Origin of the sequence: Mesorhizobium waimense (assembly GCF_003601975.1) — a bacterium.
In the GTDB taxonomy this organism is placed as follows: Bacteria; Pseudomonadota; Alphaproteobacteria; order Rhizobiales; family Rhizobiaceae; genus Mesorhizobium; species Mesorhizobium waimense.
Window position 1 is genome coordinate 67,455 of the sequence record NZ_QZWZ01000001.1, and the last position, 19,104, is coordinate 86,558.

The 19,104-nt window shown below is 63.0% G+C and carries 23 protein-coding genes; 8 read left to right on the forward strand and 15 right to left on the reverse strand.

From position 1 onward, the window contains the following. Positions 1-4: 4 nt before the first annotated feature. The 11 genes from D3227_RS00345 to hisB all read right to left on the reverse strand — a co-directional run bounded on the left by D3227_RS00345 (position 5) and on the right by hisB (position 7,552). Positions 5-775 (reverse strand): class I SAM-dependent methyltransferase, encoded by a 771-nt coding sequence (locus D3227_RS00345; protein WP_120011715.1) that lies wholly within the window; start codon positions 773-775, stop codon positions 5-7. Next, the gene (locus D3227_RS00350) at positions 775-1,782 is read right to left on the reverse strand and encodes a glycosyltransferase family 2 protein (RefSeq protein WP_245451605.1); all 1,008 of its coding nucleotides are present in this window, start codon (positions 1,780-1,782) and stop codon (positions 775-777) included. Before D3227_RS00350 ends, D3227_RS00345 begins: the two co-directional genes overlap by 1 nt. A 78-nt stretch (positions 1,783-1,860) precedes the next feature. Beyond that, on the reverse strand, positions 1,861-2,820 hold the full coding sequence (coaA, locus tag D3227_RS00355; protein WP_120011716.1) for a type I pantothenate kinase: 960 nt from the start codon (positions 2,818-2,820) through the stop codon (positions 1,861-1,863). Between the two features lie 23 nt (positions 2,821-2,843). Then, positions 2,844-3,167, reverse strand: coding sequence for a phosphoribosyl-ATP diphosphatase (locus tag D3227_RS00360; RefSeq protein ID WP_120011717.1), 324 nt, complete (start codon positions 3,165-3,167; stop codon positions 2,844-2,846). A gap of 8 nt (positions 3,168-3,175) precedes the next feature. After that, positions 3,176-3,970, reverse strand: a complete 795-nt coding sequence (gene hisF / locus D3227_RS00365) for an imidazole glycerol phosphate synthase subunit HisF (protein WP_167480572.1) — start codon at positions 3,968-3,970, stop codon at positions 3,176-3,178. Then, the gene (locus D3227_RS00370) at positions 3,967-4,803 is read right to left on the reverse strand and encodes an arginase family protein (protein WP_120011719.1); all 837 of its coding nucleotides are present in this window, start codon (positions 4,801-4,803) and stop codon (positions 3,967-3,969) included. Before D3227_RS00370 ends, hisF begins: the two co-directional genes overlap by 4 nt. Further along, positions 4,800-5,531 carry a 1-(5-phosphoribosyl)-5-[(5-phosphoribosylamino)methylideneamino]imidazole-4-carboxamide isomerase gene (gene hisA, locus D3227_RS00375; protein ID WP_120011720.1) on the reverse strand — a complete coding sequence of 244 codons (732 nt, stop codon included), beginning with the start codon at positions 5,529-5,531 and terminating at the stop codon, positions 4,800-4,802. Before hisA ends, D3227_RS00370 begins: the two co-directional genes overlap by 4 nt. A gap of 2 nt (positions 5,532-5,533) precedes the next feature. Further along, positions 5,534-5,824 carry a DUF1330 domain-containing protein gene (locus D3227_RS00380; RefSeq protein WP_120011721.1) on the reverse strand — a complete coding sequence of 97 codons (291 nt, stop codon included), beginning with the start codon at positions 5,822-5,824 and terminating at the stop codon, positions 5,534-5,536. Next, positions 5,824-6,474: an imidazole glycerol phosphate synthase subunit HisH gene (gene hisH / locus D3227_RS00385; protein ID WP_120011722.1), complete on the reverse strand. Its 651-nt coding sequence runs from the start codon at positions 6,472-6,474 to the stop codon at positions 5,824-5,826. The genes D3227_RS00380 and hisH overlap by 1 nt, the downstream gene beginning before the upstream one ends. A 1-nt stretch (position 6,475) precedes the next feature. Further along, positions 6,476-6,949: a DUF2628 domain-containing protein gene (locus tag D3227_RS00390; RefSeq protein ID WP_120011723.1), complete on the reverse strand. Its 474-nt coding sequence runs from the start codon at positions 6,947-6,949 to the stop codon at positions 6,476-6,478. 3 nt (positions 6,950-6,952) lie between these two features. After that, complete coding sequence (gene hisB / locus D3227_RS00395) at positions 6,953-7,552, reverse strand: imidazoleglycerol-phosphate dehydratase HisB (RefSeq protein WP_006201293.1); 600 nt, start codon at positions 7,550-7,552, stop codon at positions 6,953-6,955. Between the two features lie 226 nt (positions 7,553-7,778). On the opposite strand from hisB, the gene hslV reads away from it, so the two are divergent. From hslV to D3227_RS00420, 5 genes are all read left to right on the forward strand, one after another. Then, positions 7,779-8,330, forward strand: coding sequence for an ATP-dependent protease subunit HslV (gene hslV / locus D3227_RS00400; protein WP_006201294.1), 552 nt, complete (start codon positions 7,779-7,781; stop codon positions 8,328-8,330). Then, the gene (locus tag D3227_RS00405; RefSeq protein ID WP_120011724.1) at positions 8,320-8,856 is read left to right on the forward strand and encodes a GNAT family N-acetyltransferase; all 537 of its coding nucleotides are present in this window, start codon (positions 8,320-8,322) and stop codon (positions 8,854-8,856) included. Before hslV ends, D3227_RS00405 begins: the two co-directional genes overlap by 11 nt. Beyond that, complete coding sequence (locus D3227_RS00410) at positions 8,857-9,456, forward strand: DUF2585 domain-containing protein (RefSeq protein WP_120011725.1); 600 nt, start codon at positions 8,857-8,859, stop codon at positions 9,454-9,456. A gap of 5 nt (positions 9,457-9,461) precedes the next feature. Next, positions 9,462-10,775: an ATP-dependent protease ATPase subunit HslU gene (gene hslU / locus D3227_RS00415; protein WP_120011726.1), complete on the forward strand. Its 1,314-nt coding sequence runs from the start codon at positions 9,462-9,464 to the stop codon at positions 10,773-10,775. A 139-nt stretch (positions 10,776-10,914) separates the two neighbouring features. After that, positions 10,915-11,874 carry a DUF1402 family protein gene (locus D3227_RS00420; protein ID WP_120011727.1) on the forward strand — a complete coding sequence of 320 codons (960 nt, stop codon included), beginning with the start codon at positions 10,915-10,917 and terminating at the stop codon, positions 11,872-11,874. An 18-nt stretch (positions 11,875-11,892) separates the two neighbouring features. Here D3227_RS00420 and D3227_RS00425 read toward each other — a convergent pair whose 3' ends face one another. Genes D3227_RS00425 through D3227_RS00440 form a run of 4 tightly spaced genes read right to left on the reverse strand, consistent with a single transcriptional unit; the run spans position 11,893 to position 15,419 of the window. Continuing rightward, on the reverse strand, positions 11,893-12,699 hold the full coding sequence (locus tag D3227_RS00425; protein ID WP_120011728.1) for a 3-methyl-2-oxobutanoate hydroxymethyltransferase: 807 nt from the start codon (positions 12,697-12,699) through the stop codon (positions 11,893-11,895). Positions 12,700-12,737: 38 nt separating this feature from the next. Continuing rightward, positions 12,738-13,976: an NAD(P)/FAD-dependent oxidoreductase gene (locus tag D3227_RS00430; RefSeq protein ID WP_167480549.1), complete on the reverse strand. Its 1,239-nt coding sequence runs from the start codon at positions 13,974-13,976 to the stop codon at positions 12,738-12,740. Then, positions 13,973-14,287 carry a Rieske (2Fe-2S) protein gene (locus D3227_RS00435; protein ID WP_120011729.1) on the reverse strand — a complete coding sequence of 105 codons (315 nt, stop codon included), beginning with the start codon at positions 14,285-14,287 and terminating at the stop codon, positions 13,973-13,975. Before D3227_RS00435 ends, D3227_RS00430 begins: the two co-directional genes overlap by 4 nt. A gap of 40 nt (positions 14,288-14,327) precedes the next feature. Next, positions 14,328-15,419: a fatty acid desaturase family protein gene (locus D3227_RS00440; protein ID WP_120011730.1), complete on the reverse strand. Its 1,092-nt coding sequence runs from the start codon at positions 15,417-15,419 to the stop codon at positions 14,328-14,330. 185 nt (positions 15,420-15,604) lie between these two features. On the opposite strand from D3227_RS00440, the gene D3227_RS00445 reads away from it, so the two are divergent. The 3 genes from D3227_RS00445 to D3227_RS00455 all read left to right on the forward strand — a co-directional run bounded on the left by D3227_RS00445 (position 15,605) and on the right by D3227_RS00455 (position 19,103). Beyond that, positions 15,605-16,636 carry a LacI family DNA-binding transcriptional regulator gene (locus tag D3227_RS00445; RefSeq protein WP_120011731.1) on the forward strand — a complete coding sequence of 344 codons (1,032 nt, stop codon included), beginning with the start codon at positions 15,605-15,607 and terminating at the stop codon, positions 16,634-16,636. Positions 16,637-16,969: 333 nt separating this feature from the next. Further along, the gene (locus D3227_RS00450; RefSeq protein WP_120011732.1) at positions 16,970-17,911 is read left to right on the forward strand and encodes a sugar ABC transporter substrate-binding protein; all 942 of its coding nucleotides are present in this window, start codon (positions 16,970-16,972) and stop codon (positions 17,909-17,911) included. Positions 17,912-18,026: 115 nt separating this feature from the next. Further along, complete coding sequence (locus D3227_RS00455) at positions 18,027-19,103, forward strand: ABC transporter permease (protein WP_120012163.1); 1,077 nt, start codon at positions 18,027-18,029, stop codon at positions 19,101-19,103. Position 19,104: the final 1 nt, after the last annotated feature.

The window sequence follows — 19,104 nt, forward strand, 5'->3', positions numbered from 1 at the left end:
GCGCTCAGGCTGCCAGCTTGTCGCCGAAGTGACGGCTATCGAGCGCGGTGTTTTCGCGAAACACCGCCAGCAATGAAACGCCGAACGGCAAAGTTGCATTTGGCACGATGCGGCCCTCTGCCGAAAACACCGCCTTCATCGCCGCGTTGATCGGTTTCGGCGGCGTTGCATGACCTGCCGGCCGGGCCGGTTTGCGTACCCTGTCCATCAATCGTGCCAGCGCCGCGACGGGAAACAGCGTCGCATTGGTGTAGCTTAGCCGGTCGATCGTGAACCCGGCCTTGTCGATTCGTTCGCGCAGCAGGTTGCGTGAATAGCGCCGCATGTGGTGCAGCCCCACATCATGCGTGCTCCAAAGCCATTGATGTGCCGGCACGGTAAGGATGACGCGGCCACCTGGTTTCAGCATTTGGCGGATTGCCGTCAGCGAAGCTTCATCCTCGGCGACGTGTTCCAGCACATCGAACAGGCAGACGAGGTCGCAGCTTTGCGGCGCGACAGGAATGTTGTTCGGCAGATGGCCGGCAAGAAAGTCGCGGCCGGTCTTTTCCCGGGCGATCTGGCGCGCCAGATCGCTCATTTCCACCGCCGTTACTGCGCCGAACTGCTCCAGCATCCGGATGTTGCCCCCCGTACCGGCGCCGATCTCGACAATGTGCGCCTTCTCGGGCAGCTTGAGACCGCGGATGACTGCTTCGGCGATGGCGCGCCGCCCGCAAAACCACCAATGCTCGTCCTCGGTGGCTGCCATCTGGCGGTAAGCGTCGAGCTCCATCAGTCCGTCCCCTCATATGTGCGGCGCACGATGTAGATCGGGCGCTGTTTGATCTCGGCATAGACGCGACCGAGGTACTGACCGATGATGCCGATGCCGAGCAACTGGATGCCGCCGAGGAAGAGGACGCTGACCAGCAGCGAGGCATAGCCGGGCACGTCGATGCCGAACACCAGTGTCTTGGCGATGATCAGCAGGCCGTAGAGGAACGACAAAGCCGAGATCGTCGCGCCGACATAGGTCCAGATCTCGAGCGGCGCGGTCGAAAAGCTGGTGATGCCTTCGAGCGCAAAGTTCCACAGCCTCCAGCCCGAGAATTTCGATCGTCCGGCGATGCGTTGGTCACGTTTGTATTCGACGGTCGCGGTGCGAAAGCCGACCCAGGCGAACAGGCCTTTCATGAAGCGGCGCCGTTCGGGCAACGAGCGCAGCGCTTCGATCACCTGCCGGTCGATCAGTCGGAAGTCACCGACATCATGCGGGATCTTCTGCTGCGCGATCCAGTTGTGGACGCGGTAGAACATCGACGCCGAGCGCTGCTTGAGAAAGCTGTCGCTCGATCGGTTGGCACGTTTGGCGAGCACGACCTCGAAACCCTCGCGCCATTTTTCGACGAGCAGCGGAATGACATGCGGCGGATCCTGCAGGTCGACATCCATGGGGATCGCGGCATCGGCATCGCAGCAGTCGAGACCGGCGGTGAGCGCGGCTTCCTTGCCGAAATTGCGCGACAGGTCGATCACCTGGATACGCCGATCGGTTCGCTGTGCCTCGATCAGCCGTTCGAGCGTCGCGTCGTTGCTGCCGTCATTGATGAAGATGAATTCGAAGGCGACGCCGTCATCCTTAAGCGGGTCGGTATTTTCACGCACAGCTGCCAGAAACGGAGCGATCGCGCCTTCCTCATTGTGTACTGGCACGATCAGGGCAACCGTGGCCGTCCCGTTCTCCGGCAGCGCCGCGCGGCCAGTTGCCGGCCCAGCAATATGAAGGAATGGCGCGTTCATTTACTTGTCGAAGCCCCCAGATCGGGGCCGACAATAGAAAAGCTGGGTTAAGATGACTTTAAGGAATGCTTCGAAATTTCACAGTTTTCTAAGGGCTACTTCCTCGACCAGATGATTGGCGCCCTTGCGCAGGATGAGATCGGCCCGTGCGCGCGTCGGCAGGATGTTTTCGCGCAGGTTCTTCAGGTTGATGTTGGCCCACAACCCCTCGGCAATGGCGCGCGCCGCGTCTTCCGAAAGCTGCGAATAGCGGTGGAAGAAGGAGTCCGGATTGCGGAAGGCGGTTTCGCGCAGCCGCATGAAGCGCTGGATATACCATTGGTGGATCAGCGCCTCCTCGGCATCGATATAGATGGCGAAGTCGAAGAAGTCGGACAGGAACGGCACGATCTTGCCGTCCCTCGGCAATTTACCCGGCTGCAGCACATTGATGCCTTCGAAGATCAGTATGTCCGGCCGGTCGATCGTGACGAACTCGCCGGGAATGACGTCGTAGGTCAAATGTGAATAGACAGGCGCGCGAACATTGCGCTGCGCCGATTTGATGCCCGACAGGAACCTAAGCAGGGCGCCGACGTCGTAGCTGTCGGGAAAGCCCTTGCGCTCCATCAAATTGTCGCGGCGCAGGATCTCATTCGGCAACAGGAAGCCGTCGGTGGTGATCAGATCGACCTTGGGGCTCGAGGGCCAGCGCGCCAAAAGCTCCTTGAGCACGCGCGCCGTAGTCGATTTGCCTACCGCGACAGAGCCGGCAATGCCGATGATGAAGGGCGTCTTGACCACATCCTGGGCGTTGAAAAAGGCCTGCCGCTGCCTGAACAGCAATTGGCTCGCCTCGACATGCGCCGACAGCAGCCGCGACAGCGACAGATAGATCCGCTTGACCTCTTCGAGGTTGACCGGGTCGTTCAGCGAGCGCAGCCGGTTGATCTCGTCTTCGGTCAGCGTCAGCGGCGTGTCGGCGCGGAACTGCGACCATTGCTCGGCCGAGAAGAAACGATAGGGCGAATATTTCTCGGTAGGAGCAAGCTGGTCCATCGAGTTTCCTGCCCTCCTCGCGGTCAGCCCTTCGACCGGGATGCCTTTTCGGCGACGCCCGAGCGGCCGGTGCGGCCCTCGAGTTCCCTCAGCACGTCGTCCAGCGGAACCCCAGCGATGCCGAGAACGACAAGCCAATGATATATAAGATCAGCACTTTCCGAAACGAGGGCCTGCTTGTCGCCCTTTACGGCGGCGATCACCGTCTCGACCGCCTCTTCGCCGAGCTTCTGTGTCGCTTTGTCGATGCCCTTCGCGAACAGTTTTGCCGTCCACGAGTCCGGGTCACCGGACCGGGCGCGTTCGCCGATGATTTTTTCCAGATCGAGCAGCGAAAAGTCAGCCATGGCGCCGTTTAGAGCCGATTATCCAGGGAGTCCAGCCGCATGGACAGTCCGGCGGCAGCCATATGCGCCTTGGCCTCGGCGATGGTGTAGGTGCCGAAATGGAAGATCGAGGCCGCGAGCACAGCGCCGGCATGGCCGTCGCGTATGCCTTCCACCAGATGGTCGAGCGTGCCGACGCCCCCCGACGCGATGACCGGCGCGCGCACCGCGTCCGCAATGGCGCGGGTCAGCGCAAGGTCGTAGCCGGCCTTGGTGCCGTCGCGGTCCATCGAGGTCAAAAGGATCTCGCCGGCGCCGCGATCGACCATCTGTCTTGCGAAGTCGACGGCGTCGATACCGGTCTTCTCGCGCCCGCCATGGGTGAAGATCTCCCAGCGGTCGGCCTCGCCGGCTGCCGACACTTTCTTGGCGTCGATGGCGACGACGATGCACTGGTTGCCGAACTTGTCGGCGGCTTCCGCGACGAAATCCGGGTTCTTCACCGCCGCCGTGTTGATCGACACCTTGTCGGCGCCGGCCAGAAGCAGCTTGCGGATGTCGGCCACCTGGCGCACGCCGCCACCGACGGTCAAAGGCATGAAGCATTGTTCGGCGGTGCGGGCGACGACGTCGAAGATGGTCTCGCGGTTGTCCGACGACGCGGTGATGTCGAGAAAGCAGAGCTCGTCGGCGCCGGCCGCATCATAGGCCTTGGCTGCCTCGACCGGATCGCCGGCATCGACCAGGTCGACGAAATTGACGCCCTTGACGACGCGGCCGTTCTTGACATCGAGACAGGGGATGACGCGGGCCTTCAGCATCAGCTCTTCTCCAAGGTCGCGAGCAGGTCGACCAGCAGCTGACCGACCAGCGGCGGCACATCGCCCTTGGCGTCGAATGCCGGATCGTAGGCGGAGATGGTGAGGCCGGAGATTGGCAACGAGCCAGCCATGCCGCACATCGCCTGGCGCAACTGCTCCGGCGCCGGGCCGCCAGGGCTGGCGTAGCGGTTGGCCTGCAGATCCTCGGGGTCGTGAACGTCGAGATCGAGATGCATATGGACGCGCTCGGCGCCGGTGCTCTTCAGCCTTTGCGCCGCGACGACCCAGTCGGGGCATTCCGTGCGGATGACCGGCAATGTCTCCAGCAATTGCCTTTCCGTGGTGTCGAGGTCGCGCGCGTTGACCAGCACGCAGCGGGCGGGATCGATTGCCTTGAATCCGGGGATCTGCGCCGCCATCGGTCGCCAGCAACGCCCGAGCACGGTCGCCAGCGCCATGCCGTCGAGAAACCCCGATGTCGAGGAATCGGGCGTGTTGAGGTCGCCATGCTGGTCGGCCCAGATCATGGCATCGGCGCCTTCGCCGGCCACCGCGCCGGCGCTGGTCAGGCAATTGCCGGCAAGCACAATGGGAAACCGGCTACGGTCACGGGCAATGCGGACTTCACCCGACACGGCGTTGCAGACGGCGAAGCCGGTTGCGATCTCACGCTCCTGCTCGTCGCTCATCCTGCCTATGTCGTGAACGTCAATGTCGTGCCCAGCAAGCTTGAGCGCCTCGGTCAGCCCGCCGGCAATCAACGCGTCCGGCCCCTGGCCGCAGCCGCCGTGATAGTGACCGCTGTCATAGGACGCCAGGATGATCGTGACGTTCACGGCGTTGCCTCCAAGATCGCCAGCGCCTCGGCCGGATCGATGCGCCCGTCATAGAGCGCGCGGCCGGAGATCGCGCCCTCTAGCTTCTGCGCATCCGGCATGGTCATGCGCACGATGTCGGCGATCGAGGCGAGCCCGCCCGAAGCGATCACCGGGATCGACACCGCCTCGGCAAGGTCGATGGTGGCGTCCCAGTTGATGCCGGTCAACACGCCGTCGCGGTCGATGTCGGTGTAGATGATGGCGGCGACGCCGGCGCCTTCGAATTTCTTCGCCAGTTCGATGACGCCCAGGCTCGACGCCTCGGCCCAGCCTTCGACCGCCACCTTGCCGCCCTTGGCGTCTATGCCGACGGCGATCTTGCCCGGGAAGGCCCTGCAGGCCTGCCTGACCAGGTCGGGGTCGCGTACCGCAACCGTGCCGAGGATGACGCGGGCAAGCCCGCGGTCGAGCCAGTCCTCGATCTGCGCCAGCGTGCGGATGCCGCCGCCGAGCTGAACCGGGTTCTTCGTTGCCTTGAGAATGGCGCCGACCGCCGCGCTGTTGACGCTCTGGCCCTTGAAAGCACCGTTGAGGTCGACGACGTGCAGCCACTCGAAGCCTTGCTCCTCGAAGGCTCTAGCTTGCGCGGCCGGATCGTCATTGTAGATCGTCGCGGTCGCCATATCGCCGTGCTTCAGGCGCACGCACTTGCCGTCCTTGAGGTCAATCGCGGGAAACAGGATCACGGTCAGGCACCCTCGACGATGACGAAGTGGCCGGTCGATGCCGCCAGCCGGAACTTCGAGGCTTGCTTGTATTCAGGCGATTCGTAGCAGGCGACCGCCGTCTCGTAGGACTCGAACTCGACCAGCACGTGGCGGTTGCCGGTCGGTCCTTCCGGGCTCACGTAACGTCCGGCACGCACGGGGAACTTCGCGCCATATTTGGCGAAGGCTTTTGCGTTGGCCTCTATGTACTGCTTGTAGATTTCGGGGTCGCGGACATCGATCATCGCCATCCAATAGCCCTTCTTGCTCATCAAGGCCTCCAGCGCAGGAAATTGGTGATCAGGGCAAGGCCGAGCGCCTGGCTCTTTTCGGGGTGGAACTGCGTGCCGACGAGATTGTCGCGCGCGACCGTTGCCGTCACCGGGCCACCATAGTCGGCAACCGCCAGCACCTCCTCCGGCTTCCTAGCATCGAGATGGTAGGAATGGACGAAATAGGCGTGCAATCCCTTGGTTCCTGTAGCGATGCCGGAAAACAGCGGATGCTTGCGCGTCATCTCGATCGTGTTCCAGCCGATCTGCGGAATCTTCAGTGCCGGATCGGTGGGCGTGATCTCCTTGACGTCGCCGGCGATCCAGCCAAAACCCTTGGTGATCGTCTTTTCCAGGCCGCGTTCCGACATCAGCTGCATGCCGACGCAGATGCCGAGGAAGGGCCGGCCCTTGACGATCGCCACCTCTTCCACCGCGTCCCACATGCCGGCGACGGCCTTGAGGCCGGCCGCGCAGTCGGCATAGGCGCCGACGCCGGGCAGCACGATGCGGTCCGCGGTGCGGACGCGTTCGGCATCCGCCGTCAGTTCGATCGCCGCCGCGATGCCCGCCTCATGCGCCGCGCGCTCGAAGGCCTTGGTGGCCGAGCGCAGATTGCCCGACCCGTAATCGATGATCGCAACCCTCATGTCAGGGCTTTCCGGGCGTGTGGGTCAGGCCCAATGCAATGCCGGTCTGAGGCGGCCGCGCCATCGCGGCGTCCGGAACGATGCGCTGCATCGTCGCCTGCTCTTGCGCCATCGCTTCGGCCTCCAGCGCATCGCGCGTCTCGGCGTCATAAAGCCTGTCGGCCGCGATAACGCCCCTTTCATGCCAGCCGCGGCGGTGCAGTGCTGCGATCCGCAACGCCTGCCCCTCCAGACCGATGTAAAGCGAGACCAGCAGCGACAGCAGCGAGCCGGCCCATTCGAGCCCCAGCTTCTGGCCGAGCATCGACAGGATGGCCATGACGACAAAGGCCAATGCCGCCTCCACCCACAGCCGGTGCCAGGCGAGCCAGAGCGGCGAGAACAGGAAACCGAGCCAAGTGAAGCCGTCGCGCACGAAGGTCGTGTCGGCCTTGTTACTGCCCGCGGGCGGTTCCATCACGACATAGATGGCCATCGCCTATCCTTTCAGGGATCCCTTGGTGGAGGGCACTGCGTCCGGCTGGCGCGGGTCGCGTTCGAGCGCCGCGCGCAGCGCGCGCGCCACTGCCTTGAAGCAGGTTTCGGCGATGTGATGGTTGTTGGCGCCGTAATGATTGGTCACGTGCAGTGTGATCCCGGCATTCTGGGCCAGCGCCTGGAAGAATTCGCGCACCAGCTCGGTGTCGAAAGTGCCGATCTTGGGTGACGAGAAGGAGACGTTCCAGACCAGGAACGGACGGCCGGAGACATCGATCGCCGCCCTGGTCAGCGTTTCGTCCATGGCGAGGTCGATTGAGGCGTAGCGCATGATGCCGCGCCGCTCGCCGAGCGCCTTGGCCAGCGCCTGTCCGAGCGCGATGCCGGTGTCCTCGACCGTGTGGTGGTCGTCTATGTGCAAATCGCCCTTGGCCTTGACCGTCATGTCGATCAGCGAATGGCGCGACAGCTGGTCGAGCATATGGTCGAAGAAGCCGACGCCCGTCGCAATGTCGGACTTGCCCGAGCCGTCGACATGGACCGATACGGAGATATCGGTTTCCTTGGTCTTGCGGCTTGCTTCGGCGGAACGGGGCGACATGACCTCATCCTTGTCCAGGGTTTCACGCCTTCCAAGCCGTCAAACGCTTGAAAGCGAGAGCCTTCTAGCAGCATGATCCGGCGATTGCCAGTTGCCTTGCGCGGCGCTATCGAGGCTTGCCTAAGGCCGGTTTGCAATCGCTTGACCCATGCATACATATGGCCGATCAAGTCACTCGTAACGCGCCGGATCGCCTTATCGGGATCGGTGCTAATCGGAGCAGAAAATGTCGAATGAACTGACCATGCACGCCACGACCATCGTGACGGTGCGCAAGGGCAGCAAGGTGGTGATTGCCGGCGACGGCCAGGTCAGCCTTGGCCAGACCATCATGAAGGGCAACGCCAAGAAGGTGCGCCGCATCGGCAAGGGCGGCAATGTCATTGCCGGTTTCGCCGGTGCCACCGCCGATGCCTTCACCCTCCTGGAGCGGCTTGAGGCCAAACTCGAACAATATCCGGAGCAGCTGACGCGAGCCTGCGTCGAGCTCGCCAAGGACTGGCGCACCGACCGCTATCTGCGCCGGCTGGAAGCGATGATGCTGGTGGCCGACAAGTCGGTCTCGCTGGCGCTGACCGGCACCGGCGACGTGCTCGAACCCGAACATGGCGTCATGGCCATCGGCTCCGGCGGCAATTATGCGCTGGCTGCCGCCCGCGCGCTGATGGATTCCGACAAGGACGCTGAGGAAATCGCCCGCAAGGCGATGCAGATCGCGTCCGACATCTGCGTCTACACCAACAACAACTTCGTCATCGAAACGCTCGATGCCGCCTGAGCGGGCCAAACAGAGCGATGCATACGAATTTCGGCCGGTGACCGAAAAAGACCTGCCGATGATCGCCGGCTGGCTGGCCGAGCCGCATGTCGCCGAATGGTGGGACGATTCTAAGAAGGAAATCGCCGAGATCCGCGAGCACATCGGTTCGATCTCGGTCGAGCCGCTGATCGTCGAGCTCGACGGCCAGCCGATCGCCTATCTGCAGAGCTACGATCCGCATCTGGAGGACGATCATCCCTATGCCGACCAGCCGTTCGGCACGCTGGGCATCGACCTGTCCATCGGCAGGCCGGAGCTGGTTGGCGTCGGCCATGGCTCGGCCATCGTGCGGCAGTTCGTCGAACAGCTTTTCGAGGAAGGGGTGCCGCGCGTCATCATCGATCCGCACCCGGAGAACGCGCGCGCCATCCGCGCCTATGAAAAGGCCGGCTTCAAGGCGATCGGGCGCAGGAAATCGGAATATGGGGACGCCGTGCTGATGGCCGTTGATGCGGCGGATGGCGACGCGCAAGAGGGGCATTGAATGAACACGACCGGCGAAGACAAGACGCTCTCGGCCTATGAAGACAGCTGGCGGATGGGGCTTCTGCTCGTGCTGGCGCTGGTCATCTTCCAGGCCGGTGTCCTCTACGGCATGGGCCATCCGCCGATCTGCACCTGCGGCTACGTGAAGCTCTGGCACGGTGTGGTGAACAGCTCCGAGAATTCCCAGCATATTTCCGACTGGTACACATTCTCGCACATCATCCACGGCTTTCTATTCTATGCGCTGGCGTGGTTTCTGTTTCCGCGCTCGCCGGTCGGGCTGCGGCTGGCTTTCGCCGTCCTCATCGAAGGCGGCTGGGAGCTCTTGGAAAACAGCCCCTTCATCATCGACCGCTATCGGGCCGGCACCATCTCACTCAACTATTACGGCGACAGCATCATCAATTCTGTGGCGGATACGTTCGCCATGGTGCTGGGATTTGTGATGGCGCGAAAGCTTCCTATATGGGTGATCGTCAGCCTTGCCGTGATCTTCGAACTGGGCACCGGCTACATCATCCGGGACAATTTGACGCTCAACGTGATCATGCTGCTGCATCCGTTCGAGTCCATCCGGCAGTGGCAAAGTGGAATTTGAGTGATATGAGCACATTCTCCCCGCGCGAAATCGTTTCGGAACTTGACCGCTTCATCATCGGCCAGAAGGACGCAAAGCGCGCCGTGGCCATCGCCTTGCGCAACCGCTGGCGCCGCCAACAGCTCGAAGGCCAGATGCGCGAAGAGGTGATGCCGAAGAACATCCTGATGATCGGGCCGACCGGCGTCGGCAAGACCGAGATCTCGCGCCGCCTGGCGCGGCTTGCCGGTGCGCCCTTCGTCAAGGTCGAGGCCACCAAGTTCACCGAGGTCGGCTATGTCGGCCGTGACGTCGAGCAGATCATCCGCGACCTGGTCGAGATCGCCATCGGCCTGGTGCGCGAGAAGATGCGCGAGGACGTCAAGGCGCGCGCCCACATCAATGCCGAGGAACGGGTGCTTGAGGCGCTCGTCGGCAAGACGGCAAGCCCGGCCACACGCGACAGTTTCCGCAAGAAGCTGCGCGACGGCGAGCTCGACGACAAGGAGATCGAGGTCGAAGTGGCCGACACCGGCACCGGTGGCATGCCCGGCTTCGAGATTCCCGGCATGCCGGGCGGCAATATCGGCGTGCTCAACATCAACGACATGTTGTCGAAGGCGATGGGCGGCCAGAGGACCAAGACACGCAAGACGACGGTGAAGGAATCCTACGCGCTGCTGATCAGCGACGAGTCCGACAAACTGCTCGACCAGGACGAGGTGGTGCGCAGGGCGCTGGAATCGACCGAAAACGACGGCATCGTCTTCCTCGACGAGATCGACAAGATCGCCTCGCGAGAAGGCGGCATCGGCGCCGGCGTCTCCCGCGAAGGCGTGCAGCGCGATCTGCTGCCGCTGGTCGAGGGCACCACTGTGGCGACCAAATACGGACCGGTGAAGACCGACCACATCCTGTTCATCGCCTCGGGCGCGTTCCACGTCGCCAAGCCGTCGGACCTGCTGCCGGAACTGCAGGGCCGCCTGCCGATCCGCGTCGAACTGCGGGCGCTCGAGAAGGACGATTTCGTCCGCATCCTGACCGAGACCGAGGCCAGCCTGATCAAGCAGTACATCGCGCTGATGAAGACCGAAGGCGTCGAGCTCAGCTTCACCGACGACGCCATCGATTCGCTGGCCGGCATCGCCGTCGATCTCAACGCCAGCGTCGAGAACATCGGCGCCAGGCGCCTGCAGACGGTGATGGAGCGGGTGCTGGACGAGATTTCCTACGATGCGCCGGACCGCAACGGCACGACGGTCACCATCGATGCCGCCTATGTGCAAAAGCATGTCGGCGACCTTTCCAGGAACACGGATTTGTCCAGATTCATCCTATAGAAGCGGCGCCGGGCAGGTTCCCGGCGCGGGTGTGGCCAAATGGAAGCATCTGGCCGCTTTCGTCCGGGCGACGAGGCGGTTCTCTCGACTCTCCATTGAGCTTTACCTAGTTTGCCCGGCGACTCACAGGCGGCGGCGCATGAAAAAACGCATACTTCTCTTTCTCGGCTTGGCGCTGGCGGCAGCGGTGCCCGTTGCCGATGCGGCGACGCTGGTGCCGCCGGGAAACCGTAATGCCGAGCAGCCCGACATACCGGGCGCCTCGAGCCGCCGCACCCAGGCCACCAGCACCACCTTCCAGGCCAAGTACCGCAAGGTCTACGCGCTGCTGCAGAACGACGCCGACCTTCGCGGCAAGATCAAACAGCAGGCGGCGGCCTATGGCATCGATCCCATTCACATCGTCGGGGCCATCGTCGGCGAGCATACCTACAATGTCGACGCCTACGACCGGCTGCAGACCTACTACGTCAAGGCGATCTCCTATTTGTCGAGCAAGCTCTCCTTCGCGTATGACGGTGAGGACATCACGGATTTCGTGCAGCGGCCGGAATTCAAGAAATGCGCCGGCCTGTCGGACAGCTACGATCTGTGGGAGTGCCGCGAGCAGGTGTGGAACCATGCCTTCCGCGGCAAGAGTGTGGGCGGCGAGAGCTTTCCCAACGACCGTTTCGGCGCCACCTTCTTCCAGCCCTATTATGCCGGCCAGACCTTCGGCCTTGGCCAGCTCAATCCGCTGACCGCGCTGCAGATGAGCGATTTCGTGCACAAGGTGTCCGGCCTGCCCAAGCTCGACGTCACCGATCCGAACGGGGTCTACAAGACCATCATGGATCCGGACCTGACGCTTCCTTACGTCGCGGCGACGATCAGGAAATCGATCGACGCCTACAAGGGCATCGCCGGCTTCGACATTTCGGGCAATCCCGGCCTCACCGCGACGCTCTACAATGTCGGCAATCCCGAGCAGCGCGCCGATGCGCTGAAGGCCGAGAACGACAAGCGCCGAGCCGCCGGCGAGCCCGAAAAGCTGCCCGAGGAAAATTATTATGGCTGGCTGGTCAACGACAAATTGTCGGAGCTGAAGGCGCTCTTTTAGAGCTGAGGGATAAGCCGCTCAGGTCTGGGATTCGAGGAACGCCTCGAATTTGCGCAGTTCCTCGGCATCCACCCCGACCACGTGCTGCAGCGCCGGATAGGCGCCGGACTGGATGTCGGCGGCATATTCGCTGAACGCGGCAATGCGCTCGGTCTGGATACGATCGAATTCCGCCGCCAGGTCGCGGTATCGTTTGGCATGGCGCGGATAGTGTCCGCGATGGGTGCCTAGCACATCTTCCGAGAACAGATACTGGGCATCGCAGCCGGCGCCGGCCCCCATCGAGATCATGATCAGCGGCGTGCGCCTGGAGATCGCGCTCGCCATTTCGGCCGGCACCACCTCGATTTCGGCGGCAAACGCGCCCGCCGCTTCCAGGTCCCTGACCTGTTTCCAGACGAAGGTAGCACTTTCGGCGGTCTTGCCGACCGCCTTGAAGCCACCCGTCCAGGTCGCGTGCGCCGGGATCAGCCCAACATGGCCGCAAACCGGAATGTGTTCGTCGCGCAACCTCCGGATCGTCTGCAGGCTGGCCGAACAGTACATGGCGTCGGCGCTTGCCGCGCGCAGCTTCACCGCCATGCGCAAGATCTCGTCCGTGGTAGCGCCCATTTTTGACTGCTCGTCGCCGGGAATGGCAAAGCACGTCGGTGCCGCATCGCGAAAACGCGGATCGAAGATCAGGTCATAGGGGACGGAGATGATGTCGATGCCGGCCCGTTCCGCGGCCTCGGCCTCTTCCATAGAAAAGACCCTGAGCTTGGAAAGCTGCCGCTCGCCCTTCAGCGATTGCAGGTCGGCGACCGTCGGTCTGGTGCGCGGCATTTTCTTCCCTCTATGTCCTTGATTCCGGATGGCGCGGCTCACGCCGCCAACAGAGACTTCAGCTTGACTGTCTGCGAGCCGAGCGCCTCCGGCGCCGGCGTTGCCCGTTTGGCAATCAGCATTTCGGCCAGCCTGATGTCGCGGGCGACCGCATTGCCCGGCCCGATGCCGCTTGCAGCGACCAGACGGCCGTCCCCCGCCAGATGGAACAGGATGAAGGCACCGTCTTCGAGGTCGCGGCGCACAACGCTATGCCCCTCGTCCGAAAGCCCGGCGATCTGCAAGGTCAGGCCATATTGATCCGACCAGAACCAGGGCACGGCGGCATGGGCCTCGCCGGCGCCCAGCATGTTCCTGGCCGCCAGCGCGCCCTGCTCCTGCGCGTTGCGCCAGGCTTCCAGCCGCACCCGCCGTCCGCCATAGACGGCAAGCGGAAACGAGCAGCAGTCGCCGGCGGCAAAGATGTCTGGATCGCCGGTGCGAAGTTCGGCATCGACGGCGATGCCGTTATCGATGGACAATCCAGCTTCCGCGGCCAGCGTTGTCACCGGCACGGCACCGATGCCGATGATAGCGAGGTCGGCAACGACCTCCAGCCCGCCGGCAAGCGTGATGCGCACCTCGGCGCCGTCATCGGCGATGGCCGAGATGCCCTGGCCGGCGAGGATCGTCACGCCTTCGGCCTCGTGCTGCTTGTGGATGATCTCGGCGATTTCGGCGGGCACGCCGCGCATCAGGATGCGCGGCTGCGCCTCGACGACGGTGACATCAGCGCCGAGTTTGCGCGCCGAGGCGGCGAGTTCGAGACCGATGAAGCCGCCGCCGACGATTGCCACGCGGTTTCCGGCCCTGAGATGGGCGCGGATGGCCTGCGCGTCATTGTAGGTTCTGAGATACACGCAGCGCGCTCCGAGGCCCGGCATCGGCAGCTTGCGCGGCAGCGAGCCGGTCGCCAGCAGGAGCTTGTCGTACGGCAGCGCCGAGCCATCCGACAGGCGCACGGCATGGGCGGCGCGGTCGATCGCCACGGCCTGAACCGAATGGATATGCCGGATCGACCGCTCGGCCAGGATTTCATCGCTGGTGATCGCCTTGATCACGGGCGCCTCGCCGGTCATGGCTTCCTTTGACAGCGGCGGCCGCTCATAGGGCAGATGCGGCTCGTCGCCGACCAGCGTCACCGGGCCCTCGAAGCCGAGATCGCGCAGCGCAAGTGCTGCGCGTCCGCCGCATTCTCCGGCGCCGATGATGATCATTGCCTTTGTCATCACCGTCATCCGATCTGAATAAGGACTTTGCCGGCGTCGAGCTTGACCGGATAGGTCCTGAGGTTGACGCAGACCGGCGCGCCTCTCGCCGCCCCGGTCTTGTAGTTGAAGCGGCCATTGTGCTTCGGGCATTCGATGATGTCGTCCATCACCAGCCCGTCGGCCAGATGCACCTTTTCGTGCGAGCAAAGCCCGTCCGTCGCAAAATACTCGTCGTCGGGACTGCGGTAGATGGCGAAGGTGCGGCCGCCATGGTCGAACCGCATCACGTCCTCTTCATCGATATCTTCGGCGTCACAGGCCTCGACCCAGTCGCTCATTGGTTCCTCCGGAAAATTGGATTTGCTCTGCGCCAGCCGGTCATTCAGCCGCCGCGACGGAGTTGTCGTTGTGCAATTCCTCGCGATACGGCCTGGCGGTCGGCGGCAGCTCGCGCTTGAGGAAATAGTCTTCGTTGCGCAACTGGCGCAGGAAGGCCGGGATCACTTCGCGGTAGCCGGCCAGGATCGACGGCGTCGGCGCCGGCAGATCATGCTTGATCAGTTCGTGCAGCCTGGGCAGCGCGTGATAGGGCACCATCGGGAACATGTGGTGTTCCACGTGGTAGTTCATGTTCCAGTAGATGAAGCGGCTGATGGGATTGATGTAGACGGTACGGCTGTTGAGCCGGTGATCGATGACGTTGTCGGCCAGCCCGCCATGCTGCAGGATGCCCGTCAGCACATGGTGCCAGGCGCCGTAGAGCCTAGGCAGCCCGACCAGCATGAAGGGCAGGAACGAGCCCATATAGAGCGCCAGCGCGATCGTCGCGGCATAGATCGCCAGCCAGATGCGGGCGTAGAAGATCGCCCTCGGCTGTTCCTGTTCGGGGACATAGGCCTTTTCCTCGGCGCTGATGATGCCGGCCGCGTGGCGGACCATGTCCTTCATCGCGTGCCAGGCATCGAGGACGCCGACGAAGGCGAGGATGGTGCGGACGAGGTCGGGCGGACGCATGACCGAGATCTCCGGATCGCGGCCGACGATGATGGTGTCGGTATGATGGCGCGTATGGCTCCAGCGCCATGTCACCGGGTTGCGCATAATCATGAAACAGGCGATCTGATAGATCACATCGTTCATCCACTGCGTGCGGAAGGCGGTGCCGTGGCCGCATTCGTGCCAGCGTGAATCGGTCGATGAGCCGTAAAGCGTGCCGTAGACGAAGAAGAACGGCACGCACCACCAGGTTCCCCAGAACCAGGCGCCGCCGGCTCCGCTCAGGATAAGCGCGCCGAGCCAGATGATGGTGTCGCGGATCGCCGGCTGGTCCGAGCGCTGCATCAGCTCCTTCATCTGCTTGCGCGGAACGTCGGTATGGTACCACTCGGCCGCCGCCAGCCCGTTCTCGACGGCCAGCTGCGTATCGCGGCCCACCAGGCTGTAGTCGCGCCGGGATGGCGTTGCAGACATTGTTGCCGCCATTGCAAACCTCCACCAGCGCCTCGCGATCCCTTCCCGGCGAATGCCAAGGGTATGATCGCAGGCGTCGGAATTCAAAATAGCGCTACTGGATGATAGGATCAATCTCACAAAGATAGTTTCTATCATTTCCCATCAGGATGATGTAAAAGGGTTCGACAACTCAGAGGGCAGTCATGGCAAAACGGCCGACCATCACCGATCTGGCGCGCATCTCCGGCGTCAGCGTTGCCACTGTCGACCGGGTGCTGAACAATCGCCTGCCGGTGCGCGAGGAAACAGCGCGTCGTGTCTATGAGGCCGCGACCGGCATCGGCTATCACGCCGCCGGGCTGATCAAGCAGCGCATGCGTCAGGAATTGCCGGAATACCGCCTCGGCTTTCTGCTGCTGAGGGGCAATGATGTTTTCTACAGCGATTTCGCGCGGGAGCTCGAACTGGCGGTGTCGCAATCGCAGCGCTTCCGTGGCGTCGCAACCATCGACTTCGCCAGTTCGCTGGCCCCCGACGAGATCGCCGCCCAGATGCGCAAGCTGGCGGCGAAATCCAGGGCCGTCGCCGTCGTCGGCCCGGACCATCCGACGTTGACGGCGGCCGTCGAGGCGCTGAAGTCGAGGGGGCAACCGGTGTTTTCTCTGTTGTCCGACTTTGCCGCCGGCATCCGCGAGGGCTATGTCGGCCTCGACAACCGCAAGGTCGGTCGCAGCGCGGCCTGGATGATTGCCAAGGCGGCGAGGAAGCCTGGCAAGGTCGCCCTTTTCGTCGGCAGCCATCGCTTCCATGGCCATGAGTTGCGCGAGATCGGCTTCAGGTCATTCTTCCGCGAGCATGCGCCGGATTTCACGGTGATGGAGACGCTGGTCAACCTGGAAGCCAACCAGGTGACCCATGATGCGATGATAGATCTTCTGGCGCGCTATCCGGATCTTGCCGGCTGCTACGTCGCCGGCGGCGGCATGGAAGGCGCGGTCTCGGCGCTGCGGGCGGCGAGGCCCGAAAACATGCCGGTGGTCGTGTGCAACGAGATCAACGCCGAATCGCGCGCGGCGCTCGCCGACAACATCCTCACCATGGTGATTTCCACGCCGCTGCCGGCCCTCTGCCGCGAGCTTGTCGGCCTGATGGCGCATGCCATCGAAACCGGCGCCGCCAATGCGCCGGGCCAGACCTTCCTGCCGTTCGACATCTATCTGCCGGAAAACATCTAGGCCATGGACCCGGTGCCCCGGCACGACGGGCCTGTTCGGAATGATGGAATCCATCACTCTGATAGAATATTGCAAGGCCCTGCCGCGAAAATCCGGCATCGGTTTTTGGAATCGCCCTTGACGGCCTCCCCCAAAATGGAATAAATATTTCACTGCCTAGGCATTTTGGTCCTTTCGTTCCGGAATATCTGTTTCAAACAGAGGGCTTGGCGTTCCAATCGCTGGGAAAACGCCATCCGGATCAGGGGAGCAGGCGGGAGAGATTCCTCGGGAGATCGGGGATTCCGGGCGAGATCGGTGCAGCCGGACACCAATGTGTGGAGGAGAAATACAATGAAGAAACTGATTTTGGGCGTCGCCTTTGCGGCGCTGATGAGTTCGTCGGCATTCGCGGCCAAGGTCGGCGTGTCGATGGCCAAATTCGACGATAACTTCCTGACCGTGCTACGCAACGGCATGATCGAGCAGGCCAAGGCCATGGACGGCGTTGAGCTGCAGGTCGAGGACGCGCAGAACGACGTCGCCAAGCAGCTTGATCAGATCAAGAACTTCGTCGCCTCGGGCGTCGACGCCATCATCGTCAACCCGGTCGACACCTCGGCCACCCAGGCTATGTCGGATGCCGCGGCCGCGGCCAAGGTTCCGCTGGTCTACGTCAACCGCGAGCCGGTCAACGTCGACACGCTGCCGGAAACCCAGGCTTTCGTCGCCTCGAACGAGGCCGAATCCGGCACGCTCGAGACCAAGGAAGCCTGCCGCCTGTTCACTGAAGCCGGCAAGAAGGAAGCCAATGTCTATGTGATCATGGGCGAGCTTTCCAACCAGGCCGCCGTGCAGCGCACCAAGGACATTGACGACGTGATCGCCACGCCGGAATGCAGCTTCATCAAGATCATCGACAAGCAGACCTCGAACTGGGACCGTGATCAGGCCCAGAACCTGATGACCAACTGGCTGTCGACCGGCAAGCCGTTCGACGGCGTCATCGCCAACAACGACGAAAGCGCCATCGGCGCGATCCAGGCGATGAAGGCCGCCAACATCGACATGAAGTCGGTCGTCGTCGGCGGCGTCGACGCCACCCAGGACGCATTGGCCGCCATGCAGGCCGGCGATCTCGATGTAACGGTCTTCCAGGACGCGGCAGGCCAGGGCGCCGGCGCTCTCGACGCGGCGCTCAAGCTGTCCAAGGGCGAGAAGGTGGAGCGCAAGGTCTATATCCCCTTCCAGCTCGTCACGCCGGCCAACATCGACAAGTTCCTGAAGAAGAACTGAGGCAGGCGCTTCGACAAAAGGGGCGGCGCATCAAAGCAGAAAAACAGCGCCGCTCCTCACTTTCCTCCCGCCCCAGCGGGCGGGAGGATGAATGCGGCCGACGGAGGAAAAAGACGTGGCACAGACATCTCATGGCGTCGGCGGACTGACTTACGATGCCAAGAAGCGCGCATGGCCTGCCGAGTTCAACGTTCTCCTGGCGCTCGTCATCCTCGTCGGGGCTTTTGAACTGATCGGCCGGGTCTTTCTCGGTGACAGTTTCCTGTTCAACACCCGCGACAATGTCGATGCGATCTTCAACGAGCAGCGCCTGCAAATCATCATCCTGCAGGTGTCGATCGTCGGCATCATCGCCATCGGTGTGACGCAGGTGATCATCTGCGGCGGCATTGACCTGTCCTCGGGCTCGGTCGTCGGCGCCACGGCGATGATAGCCATGAGCTTCGCCCAGGTGGCGACGGTCAATGGCAACCCGAACCCCAAGGCGATGTTCATCGACTATGGCTTGACCGACCTGCCGGTGATCGTGCCGCTGCTGGTCGCCATCGGCTGCGGCCTGATTGCCGGCCTGGTCAACGGCGCCTTGATCGCCTACACGCGCATCCCGCCCTTCATCGCCACGCTCGGCATGATGGTCACCGCGCGCGGCATCGCCAAATGGTGGTCGAAGGGACAGCCGATCTCTTTCCCGACCGAGAGTTTCGCGGCAATGGGCAAGGGCCTGATGCCGGTCGTCATCTTCATCTCGCTGGCGATATTGTTCCAGCTGATCCTGAGCTACACCAAATACGGCAAGCACTGTTATGCCATCGGTTCCAATGAGGACGCCGCGCGCATGTCGGGCATCAAGATCGCCAACCACAAGGTGCTGGTCTATGTCATCGCCAGCATCCTGGCCTCGCTCGCCGCCGTGGTGCTGTGCTCCAAGAACCTCACCGCCCAGGCCGGCATGGGCGTCATGTACGAACTCGACGCCATCGCCATGGCGGTCATCGGCGGTGTCTCGCTATCGGGTGGCCGCGGCTCGATCATAGGCACGGTGATCGGCGCGCTGATCTTCGGCGTCATCATCTCCGGCTTCACCTTCCTGCGCCTCGACGCCTACTACCAGGAGATGGTCAAGGGCGTGATCATCGTCGGCGCGGTCGTTCTCGATCAATGGCGCCAGCGCAGACGAGCGATAGGAGCTTGAC